Source organism: Fibrella rubiginis (assembly GCF_017353185.1).
Classification (GTDB): domain Bacteria; phylum Bacteroidota; class Bacteroidia; order Cytophagales; family Spirosomataceae; genus Fibrella; species Fibrella rubiginis.
Window position 1 is genome coordinate 544,868 of the sequence record NZ_JAFMYV010000002.1, and the last position, 14,550, is coordinate 559,417.

General features: G+C 54.6%; 11 protein-coding genes. 4 read left to right on the forward strand and 7 right to left on the reverse strand.

The annotated features are described in order from the left end of the window. The first annotated feature begins 418 nt into the window (after nt 1-418). Nucleotides 419-2,071: a glycoside hydrolase family 31 protein gene (locus J2I47_RS05805; protein WP_207363601.1), complete on the forward strand. Its 1,653-nt coding sequence runs from the start codon at nt 419-421 to the stop codon at nt 2,069-2,071. A gap of 16 nt (nt 2,072-2,087) precedes the next feature. On the opposite strand, the gene J2I47_RS05810 is transcribed toward J2I47_RS05805, so the two are convergent. The 3 genes from J2I47_RS05810 to J2I47_RS05820 all read right to left on the reverse strand — a co-directional run bounded on the left by J2I47_RS05810 (nt 2,088) and on the right by J2I47_RS05820 (nt 6,431). Then, nucleotides 2,088-3,071 (reverse strand): YihY/virulence factor BrkB family protein, encoded by a 984-nt coding sequence (locus J2I47_RS05810; RefSeq protein ID WP_229374348.1) that lies wholly within the window; start codon nt 3,069-3,071, stop codon nt 2,088-2,090. 273 nt (nt 3,072-3,344) lie between these two features. Continuing rightward, a complete protein-coding gene (locus J2I47_RS05815) occupies nt 3,345-5,186 on the reverse strand; it encodes a beta-L-arabinofuranosidase domain-containing protein (protein ID WP_207363603.1) in 1,842 nt (613 codons plus the stop codon). 39 nt (nt 5,187-5,225) lie between these two features. Continuing rightward, entirely contained in the window at nt 5,226-6,431 is a 1,206-nt protein-coding gene (locus tag J2I47_RS05820; RefSeq protein WP_229374309.1) for a hypothetical protein, read from the reverse strand. 339 nt (nt 6,432-6,770) lie between these two features. Between J2I47_RS05820 and J2I47_RS05825 the strand changes: the two genes are divergently transcribed. After that, complete coding sequence (locus J2I47_RS05825) at nt 6,771-7,283, forward strand: hypothetical protein (RefSeq protein ID WP_207363604.1); 513 nt, start codon at nt 6,771-6,773, stop codon at nt 7,281-7,283. Between the two features lie 17 nt (nt 7,284-7,300). On the opposite strand, the gene J2I47_RS05830 is transcribed toward J2I47_RS05825, so the two are convergent. The 3 genes from J2I47_RS05830 to J2I47_RS05840 form a co-directional block, all read right to left on the reverse strand. Continuing rightward, on the reverse strand, nt 7,301-8,302 hold the full coding sequence (locus J2I47_RS05830) for an MBL fold metallo-hydrolase (protein WP_207363605.1): 1,002 nt from the start codon (nt 8,300-8,302) through the stop codon (nt 7,301-7,303). A gap of 103 nt (nt 8,303-8,405) precedes the next feature. Further along, nucleotides 8,406-9,722 (reverse strand): anthranilate synthase component I family protein, encoded by a 1,317-nt coding sequence (locus J2I47_RS05835; RefSeq protein ID WP_207363606.1) that lies wholly within the window; start codon nt 9,720-9,722, stop codon nt 8,406-8,408. Then, on the reverse strand, nt 9,719-10,750 hold the full coding sequence (locus tag J2I47_RS05840; RefSeq protein ID WP_207363607.1) for an NYN domain-containing protein: 1,032 nt from the start codon (nt 10,748-10,750) through the stop codon (nt 9,719-9,721). Before J2I47_RS05840 ends, J2I47_RS05835 begins: the two co-directional genes overlap by 4 nt. 292 nt (nt 10,751-11,042) lie before the next feature. On the opposite strand from J2I47_RS05840, the gene hisB reads away from it, so the two are divergent. Continuing rightward, nucleotides 11,043-12,191 carry a bifunctional histidinol-phosphatase/imidazoleglycerol-phosphate dehydratase HisB gene (gene hisB / locus J2I47_RS05845; protein ID WP_207363608.1) on the forward strand — a complete coding sequence of 383 codons (1,149 nt, stop codon included), beginning with the start codon at nt 11,043-11,045 and terminating at the stop codon, nt 12,189-12,191. 125 nt (nt 12,192-12,316) lie between these two features. Here the strand turns inward: hisB and J2I47_RS05850 are convergent, their stop codons facing one another. Beyond that, nucleotides 12,317-12,793 (reverse strand): CHRD domain-containing protein, encoded by a 477-nt coding sequence (locus J2I47_RS05850; RefSeq protein ID WP_207363609.1) that lies wholly within the window; start codon nt 12,791-12,793, stop codon nt 12,317-12,319. A 248-nt stretch (nt 12,794-13,041) separates the two neighbouring features. Between J2I47_RS05850 and J2I47_RS05855 the strand changes: the two genes are divergently transcribed. After that, nucleotides 13,042-14,442 (forward strand): PQQ-dependent sugar dehydrogenase, encoded by a 1,401-nt coding sequence (locus tag J2I47_RS05855; RefSeq protein WP_207363610.1) that lies wholly within the window; start codon nt 13,042-13,044, stop codon nt 14,440-14,442. The last annotated feature ends 108 nt before the right edge of the window (nt 14,443-14,550 follow it).

Here is a 14,550-nt window from a genome sequence, read left to right on the forward strand (position 1 = left end):
AAAGCACGGGGTTCGGTGATTTTCTGTCCCTGAATTCGGTGATTTTCAGGCAGGTAAGCGTTCGCGCGGCAGAAACGTATTGTCTGAGAGCCCGATCTGATTGGCAGGCGGCCGGGTAGGCTGCTTAATGGAAGAGCACCACCTTATATCCGCTGATAACTAATTTCACCGGCGAATCAGCACGGTTGGCTGTGTGTACACGGGCGAGTAAGATCCCGTTTATACTATGCGCTCGCTAGATTGGTGGTTGCCGACGGGGGCGGTAATCGTGTCGCTGCCCGACATGCTTCAGGAAGTTGATACGTAAACGCAGCCGGACAGAGGCAACAAAGCGTTTAGCAGGGCAGGTCGTTGTTATCGTTGGGGCGACAAAAACTCGCTGTTGGGCAGTTCTTTCATACTAGTTAACTTACTATTAATGAACCATTTAACACGTTCCACCCAGGTACTCTTTCTCGCGCTAACCCTGCTTACGGCCCAGGCGCAAACAACCCAGTCACCCATCACGATTCAGTCAAAACCGGGCGAACGCTGGTGGGGTGGCGCTGTATCGGAGGGGGATCGGGCACCGTTTGGGTTGACGCCCTACACGGTCGACCTGTACGCCGATAACAAGAGTAATCAGGCGCAGCCGCTGTTACTATCGAATCTGGGGCGCTACGTCTGGAGTGAGGAGCCGTTCGCCTTCACCATTACCGACAAAACGCTGACGATCACCCAGCCCCACGGCGCTGTGCAACAGGGGCAGGCGGGCACCACCCTGCGCGAAGCGTATCAGTTTGTGGCGAAAAAATACTTTCCAACCACCGGCCAACTGCCTGACACGCTGCTCTTTACCCGTCCGCAGTGGAACACCTGGATTGAGCTGACGTACAACCAGAACCAGGCCGACGTACTGACATACGCCAAAGGCATCATCGACCACGGCTACCAGCCCGGCGTGCTCATGATCGACGACACCTGGCAGGACGATTACGGCAACTGGCGGTTCCATTCGGGCCGTTTTCCCGACCCCAAAGGCATGATGGACCAACTGCACAAGATGGGGTTCAAGGTCATGGTCTGGATCTGCCCGTTTGTCAGTGCCGACTCGCCTGCCTACCGCGCACTGCGCAAACGGAGGGCACTGCTGCTGGACAATCCAGGTGGCAAATCCCAGCCCTGGGCAACCACCAAAACCGAACCCGCCCTGATCCGCTGGTGGAATGGAGCCAGCGCCCTGCTCGATTTCACCAATCCAACAGCGGTGAGCTGGTTCAATGAGCAACTCCGCACCCTGCACGATACCTATGGCGTAGACGGCTTCAAATTCGATGCGGGCGACGCGCCCTACTACCCGGCCACCACAACCGCCTATACGTCGGTGCTGCCCAACCGGCAGACGGAACTGTTCGGGCAGTTTGGCCTGACGTACCCCCTCAATGAGTACCGGGCTATGTGGAAAATGGCGGGTCAACCGCTGGCGCAACGCCTGGCCGACAAAGGACACACCTGGGAAGACCTCCGCAAACTGGTGCCTCAACTGGTGGCGCAGGGCCTGATGGGCTATGCCTTCACCTGCCCCGACATGATTGGCGGCGGCGATTACGTGTCGTTTCTGGACCGCAGCAGTCTCGATCAGGATCTGGTGGTCCGGTCGGCGCAATGCCACGCGCTGATGCCCATGATGCAGTTTTCGGTGGCCCCCTGGCGCATTCTCGACAGCCAGCATGATGCCGCCGTGCAGCAGGCCGTAGCTCTGCGCCAGCAGATGACCAGCCGGATTATGGCGGCGGTACGGCAGTCGGCCAAAACCGGCGAACCCACGGTGCGCCACATGGAGTATGAATTCCCTGATCAGGGGTTTGCCACGGTCACCGACCAGTTTATGGTTGGTTCCACGCTGCTGGTAGCTCCCCTGACCGAGAAAGGCAAAACCAGCCGGACGGTACAACTACCCAAAGGCACCTGGAAGGCCGACGATGGCTCAACGGTTGTGGGTCCGGCCAAAATCACCGTGTCAGTCCCGCTTGATCGCCTGCCTCACTTCGACCTGATCCGCAAAGCCGAGACAACAAGAAAGGTCAGGTAACGGCCAGAAGGCCCCTTTACTGCTTTGCCTGTTCTACTTTCTGCTCTGTGGGAATGACATCTACCTCGCGCTCGCGTTCAATTTGCTCTACGTAGACGGCATTGTCGGCGGGCGCAATCTTGATACCGAAATGATTGGCGTAGGCTTGCGTAAACTCGGCTCCGAAATACAGAATGGCCGCGGTGTAATAAATCCAGGTAAGGATAACGATGAGCGAACCAGCGGCTCCGTAGCTCGATTCAGTGCCGGTAGTTTCAATATATAATCCAATCAGGTATCGCCCCAACATGAAAAGCAAGGCTGTGAAAATGGCTCCGAAGCGCACATCTTTCCAGTCAATTTTAGCGTCGGGCAGAACCTTGAAAATAACCCCAAACAGCAACGTCACAACGGCCGTACTGATGGCAAAGTTGACGGCGCTGATTACGTATATACCCAGGCCGGGCAGCAATCGGGTGAGCTGATCACTCATCGCCAGGATGATCCCGTTAACAACGAGCGATACGAGGAGCAAAAAACCCAGGCTCACCACCAGTGAAGACGATAACAAACGGTCTTTCAGCAATTTTAGCCATCCTTTTTTAGGTTTAGCCTTTATTCGCCAGATCAGATTGACCGAATCCTGAATTTCAACGAAGATGCTGGTTGCACCGATCAACAGGGTAACGATACCTATAATAAGGGCCGTGTTCGTTTTGCCCGACAGCCCCACATTCTTGATCATGTCCTGAATTTGCTTGGCAGCTTCGTTGCCTACCAGGCCGTTGATCTGGCCAAAAATTTGTCCGCGAATGGCTTCTTCGCCCAGGAAGATGCTCGCCAGCGACATAATGAGCACCAGCAGTGGAGCCAGCGAAAAGATGGTGTAATAGGCCAGCGCAGCACTCAGCTTTAGGCACCGGTCGTCGAGAAAGCCGTTAAACGCGTCGCGCAGCACAATCCAGGCATTAGCGAAAAAGCTTTTTTTGCTGGCATCGTCCGGCTTATTCGACGTAGGCATTGGAATCGATGTGGCGAATAATTTATCGTATAAACTCATAAATAGACTTGTTTATGACCCTGCTCAACACACTTATGTCAGCAACTGCTTGTCACGTTCCGGGGCAAGGCAGCAGGCAGCGTTATCTAGCAGAAGTAACTTAAACGTCGATGAGTTGTTCCGACGGCCCCCTATTTTGCCGGGTACCCGTTGCCTGTCTGAGCCAGTTTACGGTTGCATTTTACCTGCAGAATGTGGGTTGATCAGGCAAAACGCACGGCAACACCCTGCCCTCTAGCGCTTGTAGTGAAGGTTAGTGAGATTATCCAGAACGACCCGGTAGTGACCCTGCGTTTGCCCGGCTTCAGCAAAGGGAACCAGCCGAAGTTGTTTGGTCTGTCCGCCTACCTTTCCCGTTAGCTGGTAAAACTGCCCACCAAACCAGTTCGCCGGTAGTTTGTCTACCGTGTCGAGGCGGTCGTCTTCGGCCAGCACCTGCGGTCCCCGTTGCACAATCACGCCCTCAGAGCCTTTGTTTGGGTCGGGCATTGCTTGTAAGTCCAGCGACATAGTCACCATCACCTGCTCACCGTTTTGCCAGCTACGTTCCAGCGTAAGCAGTTGACCCGCTTTGCCCGCATAGGTTTGCCCGCCCACAGTAGCCCGGTAGTCGGAACACCAGTCGGGCACGCGGAGTTGCAGGGCAAACCGGGTAGCTGATTTGGCTGGTTGGGGTAGGGATACGGTGATGGTAGCCTTGCCGTCCTGCGGGTATGCGGTGCGGATCTGGAGGGTAACAGGCTGATTTTTACCGGCGGTTATTAACTGAATGGGGTACCTACCCGATACGTACTGCCAGACCACCGCCTGCCCGCCCGATAGGCTTCCCGCTATGTACTGCGGAATCAGGGCTACCCCTCGTGGAATGCTTGAAGCACAGCAACTTACGTCGGGCAGGATGCCGTGGCTGACTTCACCAAACCGTTTCCGCCCGTTCATAGGAATAAAATAACACACGCTGCCATCCTGCGGCGACTGCGCCCCCACCAGGCTATTATAGGTAATGCGCTCCAGTTCAGCGGCGTATTTAGGGTTGCCCGACAGCCGCAGCAGCTGCAGGTTCAGCTGCTGCCACGTAACGGTTACGCAACCCTCTCCCGCCGACTCGTACTTGTCGCCGTGGACCTCGCCATCGGGGCGCAGACTGAAATCGTCCCGGAAATGCTCGCCCCAGCTTGAGGTGCCTGTCAGGTAATGGCGCTTGGTCATGATGTCCTGCCAGGCGTTGGTGCCCGCTTTCAGGTACCGTTCGTCGCCCGTCATGCGGTAGAGATCGGCCAGGCCCACCAGGTTCGAGAGCATCTCGTAGGCTTTACCGTTGGCCGTTTTATACACGCTGCCGTGGTCGAGCAGGCTGGTCAGGATCTTAGGACCGTTGGGCTGTTCCCAGGTGCTGACCACAAACTGGCAAAAGCCAAGGTAGGCAGGATCGCCGGTGTAGCGGTAAAGCATCACCATCGGCTCCAGCACGCTCGTAGCGGCCATGCCCACGTGCCAGCCCGCCTTGATAAGGTCTCTTTTTTCCGTCTGAAACGTGCGGACCAGCAGGTTGCCCACCTTGCGGCAAGCCGTCAGCGCGGCCTGATCGCCTGTTAACTGGTAGTAAGTGAGCAGGCCGATGAGGTTGTATTTGTGGCTCCACACGTCCCAGTCCGTCCAGCGGTCTTTGTCGAGGTAGGTACCCAGGTAGCCGTCGGAGAGCTGCGTCGCGATTAGTAGCCGGGCAGCCGAATCCATACGGGTTTTCAGGCGGGGGTTACCCATATATTGCCACGTGAGGCCCGCCGCATGAATGAACTTGCCCACGTGCTCGCCAATCCAGGTCTGCTTGCCGGGGCGGTGCTGGTAAGGTTCCAGAATAGACGGCAGGTTGAGCGTCAGCAGCCGACGCTCCAGATTGATCCGCATCCGGTCGCCGACGTACCCGTCGAGCGTGGCGTTGCCTTCGTAAACAGGGGCCGCAAAGTGGTCTGTGATCCTGTCGGCCACGGCTGGTTTAGGCAGCAAGGGTTGACTTTGACCAGCCGCGCTGATTGAGAGCACTAACAGCGAAAAAAGACGAAGAAAGCGATTCATAGAGAAAAGCATAAACGAAGAGTAGACAAGGGAAAGGCGTTACTGCTCAATCAATAGCAAAAACATTTCTGCCGCGTGCCAGGTGTGCGACGGGCTGAGTTTGTCGCGAATTAGGCTTTCGTCCAGGATGGCAATGCCGGGGTAAGTGGCATCGCTGGCGTGTGCTTCCCACGAGAGCGGATAATCGCGGTTGGTGACAATGCCATTTTTTTCGCCGTAGAAATGATCATCGGCCCAGACCAGGTAGGGGTAATTGGTGCTGTTGCTCTGATCAAATCGCTTTCCGTCTACGTGTTGTTCTTTGTAGGCCCACCAAAACAGCGAGGAGTACTGATCATAGGTTTTAGGAATCTGATACGGATCGGGCAGGCCCAGTGCGTTGAGGCCAAACTTGGTCCACTTTGTTTGAAAGACCGGGTGAACGTTATAATCCGTTTTGCCTTCGATGTATGGCCCCTGCTCACCCGTTTTCACGAACTGCTTCAGCGAGTCCAGCACGGTGGCTACGGCGGGGTGATTTTTATTGCTCACCAGCGAAATCAGGTACAGCAACTCCCCCGGATTGTCGGCTTCGCTGATGCCGTGGTTATTGCGGTCGAAGGGGTCACGGATGGCCATCACCCAGTCCCGAATCTGGCGCAGGTTGCCTGTCTGTTTCAGCACCATGCCCATCAGCGTGGCATCGCGGTACCAGGGCTTTTTATAAACCAAAAAATTAGGTACGGGCTTCCCCTGGTTGATATTGATCAGGACTTCATGGTGAAGCACTTTTAGAATGGGCGCATAGGTTTTCCCTTTAAAATCGGGCAACACCAGGTTGCTGCGGGTCAGGGCGGTACGGGCGGCTTTCCCTTCCGTGAGCCAGACGCCTGCCTGGTCTTCGGCAAGGATGATGGTTTTCCCGCCGGTCGTTTCCAGCGCAACCGTGTAGGCCGACGGGATAATACGCTCGCGTTTTACCGGCCAGCTACGGACCACCTCAGCCGTTAGGGCATCTTTCAGTACGCCGTTCCTGTAGATCAGCTTACGCCGGTCGCCCATACCGAAAAAGAAGAACCGCAGGTCGGGCATATCGCGCGAGTTGGGATGTGCCTTTCGTAGCTGGTTCAGATTGGCGTGGTATTCGGCCAGTTGCCGATCGAAGGCATCATTGGTTTGAGCCAGCACCAACTGACTCACTAACAGACAACTACTAAATAGCAGTGTGCATTTTAGTCGAAATGCCATGCAATTGATGTAGGTCATGAGGGTAGGTAGAGGTAGTTATCAGTCTACTAAAAGCATGGTTCTTGGCAAGTTCCCTATTGTACAAGCCAGTCTTGTGATTCGACGCCCGTATGTCGGTGAGTCTTTTTTCTACTCCGAGACCTGATACGCTTGCTAGAAATTAGCTGGTTTCAAGCTGGGAAAGCCGTAACTTACTGAAACAGAGCCATACGACAGTGCAGTATAGATCACGCACGCATCCTAATCCTTAAACCGGCCCTGGGATGAAACCTGAACTTTCCCCTCACTAAGCTTGGTATTTTTCTTCTCTATCTGATAACGACCAAACGCTGGTTAGGGACTAAATCCGCTAATCGAATGGAAATTAGCCGAGCAGTGGAGCTACCGGTCTCCCTTATAAATGCCCGCCAGCGCCTGGATACGGCATTGGCTACCCCGCTGGTAATCCAACAGGGCAATTTCATCCTGGCTAAAATTGTTTGTTCAGGTCGCCTGGAGGGCAATGAGCTACGTGTCCAGTATGTAGAATACGGCGGCCGATACAATTCCTACATCAACCTGACTGGCCATCTGGAAGAAACACAGACTGGCGTGCGGCTACACATGACTATTTCCTCAGATAACACACTCGACTTGCTGGTTTACATACCTTTAGGGGCAGTGATTTTATTCTCGGCCTTGAGTAGCATTAACTCTGGTTCTGGAGCGGCGGGAGTGTCTAACTACCTTTTCTTATTAGTAGCCGGCGGTGCTTTAACGTTCCTGGCGCGTTCGCTCAACGTCGCCTTTTTCCAAACAAGGACCACCAGACTGGAGGGGGTTTTAGTACAAACCATCATGGGTCGGGTAGAGCCCGATGCCGTCGTTTAACAAAGACGGACTCTCTGCTAAGGAACGGAATATACGTCGGGGACCCATTCAAACGCCGTTCCTTTTGGGCGCACATGCCCCAGTCCGGGCCAGGGCAGGTGATAGGCAAACGTTTTGTTTTTTGATGCACTCAGTTGCTGCAACATGTTTATGCGGCTCGCTACAGCCTGGTCTATATCGGTGTCTCCAAAAAAGCCCCATTCCGGGTGGGCAAACAACAGCGCATCAGAATGAATCAGGTCGGCAATACACACGAGTTTTTCATTTTTCGAACGGATCGTGGTCATCGTGAGACCCGGCGTATGACCCGGTGCCAGCTCAAAGCTGAACATACCATGCAACTCCCTGCTGGTATCAATGAATGTCAGGTTTGGGGCAAGGTGGCCTAAAACCCGCTGAATGTCTGCAATGGTTTTTTTCACAAAGTCGGGCATCTGGTAAGCCGGGCTTTTGCGAAAATCGGCCAGGGTGGCCCGCTGCCAAAAATCATACTCTGCTTTTGCCATGTGGATGGCAGCCCTGGAGAATACAAGCTTGTTCTGCTGATTAACCAACCCCCCGATATGGTCGGTATGCGCGTGCGAGACAATTACATCGGTAAACTCGCTGGCTTTAAAACCCGCTTCGGCAAGGCTTTTGGGCAATTGCCCTTGGGTAGGTCCGGCAAACACACCCATGCCCGTATCCAGCAATACCAGCCGGTCTTTGCTTTCAATTACTAATACGTTCATCGCCACGTCAATGACATCAGTGGGTCGGAAAGCAGCCTCCAGTGCGGCTTTTACCTGATCAGGCTGGGCCAGCGGGGCCAGGAACGGATGCACCGGGCTTTGCCTGATATAGCCGTCCGTCAGGATCGTCAGTTCCAAATCGCCAAGCGCAACCCGTTTAAAGCCGTTTGGCTTACGGTCGTTGCCTGGGGGTGTTATTGGTTGGCCCTGTGCCAATGCAGAGGCTAGAGGCCAGGGGCTGAGTGCACCTGCGGCCAGGGACGTTTTTAACAGTGTTCTCCGGTTCATTTTTCATTTCCTTAGAGGCGAGCCAAAACTAAGGCAGCTTGATCACCGGCGGGCGTCGTTGCGACTTGAGATTTTATCGGCTTTCCTTGAGAGGAGAACCCTGTCAACCCTTCTCTATTACCTCCCGCATGGCCGTCGCCTTCAGCAGGCATTCGGCGTATTCAGTGGCGGGGTCGGCATCGTAGGTGATGGCGCTGCCTACCGAGAAGCTGGCATAGTGGGTGTCGGCGTTGTAGAACAGGCTGCGAATCACCACGTTAAAATCGAAATCACCGTCGGGTGTGATGTAGCCAATGGCACCGGAGTAAATGCCCCGACGAGTGGCTTCCAGTTCGTCGATGCGTTCCATGGCGCGGATCTTTGGCGCTCCCGTCATGCTCCCCATCGGGAAGGCGTTGCCCAGGATATCGGCCAGCGAAACGCCGGGGCGGGCCGTGGCGGATACCGTCGAGATCATCTGATGCAGTTGCTGAAAGGTGTAGATACCAAACAACTCATCAACCCGCACCGAACCGACCTGGGCCGACCGGGCGAGGTCATTGCGCACCAGATCAACGATCATCAGGTTTTCGGCCTGCTCCTTTTCGCTGTTCCGCAGTTCGTCTTTCAGGGCCTTGTCTTCTGCTGGCGTATTCCCCCGGCGGATGGTGCCTTTAATGGGCTGCGAAATAAGCCGTGACCCTGTCTTTTTCAGAAACCGTTCGGGCGAGGCGCCCAGCACATAACGCCTCCCCTGCTTCAGCAACACTGAAAACGGCATGGGCGACCGGGTACACAACGCCTGGTATGCCGCCACCGGCGCGAGGGTAATTGGCTCGGCAAAAAACTCCATGCAGTAGTTCAGTTCGTAGACGTCGCCTTCTTCGATCAACCCCCGGATATGTCGTACAGCGGCTTCGTAGTCGGTCTGATTTACCCGCGCTTCCACAATTGGTTGTTTACCCAAAGCCGCCTCACTCCTACCCGCAGCAACGGGCAGCGGCAACAACCCATCCGGCTCCGTCAGCCACGCCTGCCACGGCCCGGCGTCGGGTTCATCCGTTTGAATAACAACCGCATCACGCTCAAACTGGAGGATGTACAGCGGCTCAAAAAACCAGCTATCCGGGAAGCCGAGGCGGTCGGGGTGGCGGCTGTGCAGGGATTCCAACTGGTTTTTCAGGTCGTAGCCCACGTACCCCACCAGATGGCAGCGATGCTGTTCGTGGAAATCCGACAGTGTTTGCAGGTCACCTTTTCCGGTAAACAAAACGACCCGTTTCGCACCAACATAGAGTCGGTTTGGAAACGGGTCATTAGGGTAGGCAACGCCGTTGTTGTTGAGCAACACAACGGCGTCGAAGTGTGCTTCTGCCGTAGCTACCACCCGCCAGCGCCAGTCGGCAAGGTGGCTATCTACAGCAAAGCGAAACTGGTTCATGCCTGATAATCAATCGTCTGCACGTCGATGGCGATGTCTTTGCCTTCGTTGTTCTTGCCCAGCCGGAACGACACTTCATCATCCACCTGGAAGTCGTTGAAGTCGCCCGCCGTGACGCTCGTGTAATGGAAAAACAGGTTGTTGGGTGGCCAGTTGATGAAGCCATAACCTGTTTTCAGGCTACGGATCGTGCTCACATGGCGCTCGTCGGTGTTGTCGAAATCAGGCTGCCGGTCTTCGTCGTCCCCCTCGCCCATAAACTGCGGATCGATTGGGTTTGTGTTGATGAATCCACCGTTGCCGTTAGACGGTGCCGCCGTGTTCGTGTTCTGGTAATACGCCCGGGGCGGTACGTCGGCGCGGGGCTGCTGCTTTACAAACAGATCGCGGATCATGGCGTCGTTTTTCTTCAGCCGGTTGTCGATGATCTCATGCATCGGCACGGGGTACGACACCTCTTCGAGCAGGTCCTGCGAGGTGCGTGTCACCATTTTTTCGCCTTCGTCGTTGAGGTATTCAAAATCCCAGCTGAGCACCATCACGCGCGTGCCGAGGGTATTAAGCTTCCGGATCAGGGGCACATAATCACCGTCGGCGGTGATGAGCACGACCACGTCGAACTGCTTATAAATGGCTAGCTCGTAGGTCTCCAGGGCCAGCCACACGTCAATACCTTTTTCCTGCCGATAGCCTTGGTAGGTCTTCACGGGCAGATAATGCGTCACCACCCCTTCCGACATCAGGATATCGTCGAACAGGCGGTCGTAGAACAGTTGATTACCCCGTTGACTGGCTTCGTGGGCATTAAGGCGGCCCCGGAAATAGTGGGCATCCACGATCTGGCAGAGTTCCTTGCTGCTGTCTTCCAGATCAGCCACCTGCGAACGAATGAATTGGTGCAGGCCTGAGATGCTAATGCGGCTGCGGCGTTCGTGCGAGTAGTTGTAGTAGTTGCTTACGTGTAGGAAATAATTACCGTCATAGAACACCCCAATGCGGGTGAGTTTACTGCTTCTTTGATTTTGCATTTTTTTTAGACAATGAACACTACAAAAAGTTGACTTAGTTAGAAATAGGATGTTGTGGATTGAACATAGCGGTAGCGAATAAGCAGTTTTGTGAACTATTACGAATGAGCAGCAGGGTGTATTCTATGAAACGATGAATGGTTCTGCCTGAATCTATACGTCTATCGATACGAACTACTTATGCCTACTTTCCGGGGTAATACCAAGTGCCGGCTGCCCGTTTTATGGGGCAAATATAGCCCAAAAACGATTGAGTAGCCTTTTTTTATGTAGTCGGGGCTAACTTGCAGCCATGCAACCTATCCTGTTTATTGATCGCGACGGCACGCTGATCATCGAGCCGCAAACCGATTTTCAGATCGACTCACTCGACAAACTTACCTTCATTCCCAACGTGCTCTCGGCCCTGCGCCACATTGCCGAAGAGACGCCCTATGAACTGGTTATGGTAACCAATCAGGACGGTCTGGGAACGGAATCTTTCCCCGAAGAGACCTTCTGGCCCGCCCACCGCAAGATGCTGGAAACCATGGCAGGCGAGGGCATTCACTTCGCCGCCGAGTTCATCGACCGCACCTTCGCCGCCGACAAGGCCCCTACCCGCAAACCCGGTACCGCCCTGCTGGGGCAGTACCTCACCGGCGAATACGACCTGGCCAACAGCTACGTAATTGGCGACCGCCTCACCGACGTGCAACTGGCCATTAACCTGGGGGCGAAAGCGATTTTGTTTGTGCCCCCCAACGCCAACCCCGATACGCAAGCGGCTGATACAGAAGGCATGAGTGAGACCATGCAACAAGCCATTGCGCTGAAGACCGATAACTGGACCGACATCTACACCTTCCTGCGCTTACCCGCCCGCACGGCCACCGTAGAGCGCAATACCAACGAAACGAAAATAAAGATTGAGCTAAACCTGGATGGCACCGGCAAGGCCGACATGCACACGGGACTGGGCTTTTTCGACCATATGCTCGACCAACTGGCCAAGCACTCCGGGGCCGACCTGAGTATCCGCGTGCAGGGCGATTTGCACATCGACGAGCATCATACGATTGAAGACACGGCGCTGGCGCTGGGTGAGGCGTATCGGCAGGCGCTGGGTACCAAGCGGGGCATCAGCCGCTACGGGTTTCTGCTACCGATGGATGAGGCACTGGCGCAAGTGGCCATCGACTTTTCGGGCCGTCCGTGGCTGGTGTGGGATGCAGAGTTCAAGCGCGAAAAAATCGGTGAGATGCCCACCGAGATGTTCTTCCACTTCTTCAAATCCTTCGCCGACACCGCCCAGGCCAACGTAAACATCAAGGTCACCGGCGACAACGAACATCACAAGATCGAAGCCATCTTTAAAGCTTTCGCCAAAGCCATTAAAATGGCGGTTAAACGCGATATCAAGGCATTGGATAGTTTGCCAAGCACAAAGGGGGTGCTCTAGTGCTCTAAACACCATATGCAGAGCATTAAGCTGACAGCTACTACAAAAACCCTGACCAATATTTATTGAACAAAAAAGGCGATTCCATAACGGAATCGCCTTTTTTTACTGAAAATGAAATCGTATTAGTTCTGACGAACCAGGTTACCACGAATGGCCCCACCAGGGAAATCATTCGTGTGGATATTAGCGTAGAAAAAGCCGTTTTTCATGCTATCAACCCGAGCCTGTGTCAGCGTTGTGGTACCAACAATGGGTGAGGCCAACGTACCGAACGGTATAACAGCGGGCCCTGTGCCGTTCACGCCCGACGTGCTGTTGGGCGTTACTTCATGCAAGTGACCCATCGTTACGGTCGATGAGGTAGGAAATCCTTTATACGTAAGCGTATAGCTCATTACATTGGTCGTATTTTCCAGGCTCCCCTCAAACGTACCCGTAGCGGGTGACGTAGTCGAGGTTGGTTTTTCGCTGGCACCGTTCAGCACAGCCGAGAAAATGGTTTTAGTGGTTGGCGTGACAACCGTGTTGTTGTCGTTTTTGCAGGCAAAAAACGAAGTCGAGGCGACAAGCCCCATTACCAGGATGATTCCCTTTTTCATGAGTTGAGTGTTAAGTTGGACAAACATTATACCATACAACCTACCAACAAACTGTGTTGAATGTTTAGTCTCAACCCTATTTCTGCCTTGATTATTGTGATTTTGCCTCCCTTACTTAGTTCGTGGTACCACCTGGAACCAGCATCTCACACGAAACAAAACCTGCCTGCCGGTTAAACCGCGCCCACTTTCGGCTTTGTTAGTCGTTGACAACCTGAACGTTAATTTTCACCTTCACCAGCATTCCAATGATCAAGTATACCATCGGCGTTGCCTTCGCGGCTGTCACGGCGCTGAGCAGTTCGTTCGTCGAAAAAAAGGCCGCTGAAAAGCCCGCCCGCACCAATTATCAGACGTATTGCGCCTCGTGCCACGGCGAAAAAGTAGAGGCTTTTGTAGACCGAAAATGGAAGCACGGTACCGAAAAAGCGAACCTCGTAGCCAGCATCACCGGCGGCTACCCCGACCTGGGTATGCCCACCTGGAAAGGCGTCATGACCGACAAAGAGATTAGCGACATGGCCGACCTGATTGGTGAGAGCCTCAAGAACGTCGACCAGTACAAGTTCGCCAGTAAGCCTACGTCGAACATCTTCACCTCTGAGGGTCAGACCGTTAAGCTCGACACTATCGCGTCGGGTATGGAGTCGCCCTGGGGAATGGCGTTTTTGCCCGGCGGCGAGTTTCTGATCTCCGACCGCAACGGGTCTATTTACCGGGTGGACAAAATGCACCAGAAAACGGCGGTTACCGGTGGGCCGGAGGTGGTTTTTGAAGGACAGGGCGGTCTGCTCGACGTGGCCCTCCACCCCAATTTCGCCAACAACGGCCTTGTTTACTTCTCGTATTCGGCGGGTAAGATGGAAGGCAACCAGAAACTGTCGACCACGGCGGTGATGCGGGCCAAACTGACGGGCACGACGCTGAGCGATCAGACGGTCATTTTCGAGGCTATGCCCTACTCCAAAACGCGCCACCACTACGGTTCGCGGCTGGTGTTCGACAACAAAGGCTACCTGTTTGTGTCGGTGGGTGAGCGCGGCAACGAAAAAGAAAATCCGCAGACGCTGACCAACGACCTGGGCAAGATCCACCGGATGTATGACGATGGTCGCGTGCCCGAAGACAATCCCTTCGTGAAGACACCCAACGCACGGCCCACGATCTATTCCTACGGCCACCGGAATCCGCAGGGCATGTACAAAAACCCCGCTACGGGCGAAATCTGGGCCAATGAGCACGGTCCACGCGGCGGCGACGAGTTGAATCTGGTTAAAAAAGGCGCGAACTATGGCTGGCCCGTCATCTGCTACGGCATCAACTACGACGGCAAGCCGATTACGAACCTGACCGCCAAAGAGGGCATGGAACAGCCCGTTACGTACTGGCTGCCGTCTATCGCCCCGTCGGGCATGGCCACGGTGGACGGCACAAAATACCCCGCCTGGAAAAACAACCTGATGGTGGGTTCACTGCGGTTTCAGTACCTTAACCGCTGCGTGATGGAGGGCAACAAGGTGGTGAAACAGGAACAGTTGCTGAAAAACATTGGCCGGGTGCGCAACATCGAAACCGGCCCCGACGGCTACCTCTACGTCTCGGTCGAATCGCCCGGTTTCGTCTACAGGTTGCAACCTGTAAAAGAATGATGAATGGTGAGTGATGAATGATGAATTGGCTGCCGCATGTGGCTTCGCGCTCTAGGCTACGCGCATCGTGCCCTTCGACTAGGCGTCCCCGACAAGCTCAGGGTGACA

What these genes read in the sequence shown, in the direction of transcription:
- J2I47_RS05805 (WP_207363601.1), top strand. Translation starts at nt 419, where the DNA reads ATGAACCATTTAACACGTTCCACCCAGGTACTCTTTCTCGCGCTAACC.
- J2I47_RS05810 (WP_229374348.1), bottom strand. Translation starts at nt 3,071, where the DNA reads ATGCCTACGTCGAATAAGCCGGACGATGCCAGCAAAAAAAGCTTTTTC.
- J2I47_RS05815 (WP_207363603.1), bottom strand. Translation starts at nt 5,186, where the DNA reads ATGAATCGCTTTCTTCGTCTTTTTTCGCTGTTAGTGCTCTCAATCAGC.
- J2I47_RS05820 (WP_229374309.1), bottom strand. Translation starts at nt 6,431, where the DNA reads ATGACCTACATCAATTGCATGGCATTTCGACTAAAATGCACACTGCTA.
- J2I47_RS05825 (WP_207363604.1), top strand. Translation starts at nt 6,771, where the DNA reads ATGGAAATTAGCCGAGCAGTGGAGCTACCGGTCTCCCTTATAAATGCC.
- J2I47_RS05830 (WP_207363605.1), bottom strand. Translation starts at nt 8,302, where the DNA reads ATGAACCGGAGAACACTGTTAAAAACGTCCCTGGCCGCAGGTGCACTC.
- J2I47_RS05835 (WP_207363606.1), bottom strand. Translation starts at nt 9,722, where the DNA reads ATGAACCAGTTTCGCTTTGCTGTAGATAGCCACCTTGCCGACTGGCGC.
- J2I47_RS05840 (WP_207363607.1), bottom strand. Translation starts at nt 10,750, where the DNA reads ATGCAAAATCAAAGAAGCAGTAAACTCACCCGCATTGGGGTGTTCTAT.
- hisB (WP_207363608.1), top strand. Translation starts at nt 11,043, where the DNA reads ATGCAACCTATCCTGTTTATTGATCGCGACGGCACGCTGATCATCGAG.
- J2I47_RS05850 (WP_207363609.1), bottom strand. Translation starts at nt 12,793, where the DNA reads ATGAAAAAGGGAATCATCCTGGTAATGGGGCTTGTCGCCTCGACTTCG.
- J2I47_RS05855 (WP_207363610.1), top strand. Translation starts at nt 13,042, where the DNA reads ATGATCAAGTATACCATCGGCGTTGCCTTCGCGGCTGTCACGGCGCTG.